The 963-nt window shown below is 57.3% G+C and carries 1 protein-coding gene and 1 pseudogene; both read left to right on the top strand.

The genetic code is table 11. The annotated features are described in order from the left end of the window. Positions 1-502, top strand: a pseudogene (locus tag I5W_RS33715) (hypothetical protein); the annotation flags it as partial. Beyond that, positions 503-814 (top strand): hypothetical protein, encoded by a 312-nt coding sequence (locus I5W_RS33710; protein WP_252717199.1) that lies wholly within the window; start codon positions 503-505, stop codon positions 812-814. Positions 815-963: the final 149 nt, after the last annotated feature.

Genomic DNA, 963 nt, shown 5'->3' with positions numbered 1-963 from the left:
CGCCAAGCGAGAAGACAGCATGCGCCAGTCACTGACAGAAACTGATGCCGACAACCTGGCCTTAGTGGTGGTCAATGGCATCAAGTCGCCCTGCGAGGGTTGTGAGGATAGTCTATCCAATAATCTTCACGAGCTGCTGTGGCAGGCGCAGAACAGCATGTTCATGTCGCTGGCCGGCAGTGACTGGATCACCTCACGTGATCGTGAAAACCGATCCGACGCCATAGAACGCCTGTCGCGCATGAGGGATATCTTGTACGCCGGTGAATTCTCGCTGGGCACCATCCCCCTGCCGTTGATGCGCCAGTCGCTCACAAGCAAGTTCCGCAGCTATGCCGAAAACACCCGTTGGGAAATCGGCAATGTGCTCTTTGCCACCGTCAACCTGCCGGACGATAACAATCATTTCCTGCTCGATGGCGGGCGCAACAATGAATTCGAGGATAGGCTCATCGTCAACCGCACACTGGCTACAGCACCTCGTTCGCCTTTGCCGCCTTGAATGAAGAGCGCGGCCATAGTCTTCTTCAGCGATGCCAATCCCTTCGGACCGCCGCCCAAGCACTCCTTCTTCCGTACCCAGCGCGACGGCTTTGCCGAAACCCGTAAACTGTTTTCGGAACTGGCCGGCAAGTTCCACGGCCGGGTGCTGGTGGTGCATTCCCAGGGCGGCAAGAACAAGACCCCCGCCCACATCCTGTGGAGCGGCAACCTGGGCAACGTCGGCGTGGGTGAACGCTGGCTCAAGATCGTCATGGATGAGCAATTGCCGCAACTGTTTGCGGTAGCGGATGCCGATGGAGACCGGCGCTAAGGTGTTTTTTGGCGGCTATATGAAGAAAAACGCCCGCAGATGGCTTCTGCGGGCGTTTTTTCATGCATCGTATGAACAGATCTTACTCATTGCCTGGTTTGCCACCAGGCCGGTGCAGCGATATCGGATCAGTTCAGCGGCTGGCTGCG

Origin of the sequence: Herbaspirillum sp. B65, from assembly GCF_000333555.1 — a bacterium.
GTDB classification, from domain to species: domain Bacteria; phylum Pseudomonadota; class Gammaproteobacteria; order Burkholderiales; family Burkholderiaceae_D; genus Herbaspirillum; species Herbaspirillum rubrisubalbicans.
The sequence above is the reverse complement of the archived record's forward strand: the minus strand, read 5'-3'. Positions and strand labels throughout refer to the sequence as shown.

Bases quoted from the DNA above. Each gene is read 5' to 3' on its own strand.
- I5W_RS33710 (WP_252717199.1), top strand. From the start codon at position 503: ATGAAGAGCGCGGCCATAGTCTTCTTCAGCGATGCCAATCCCTTCGGA.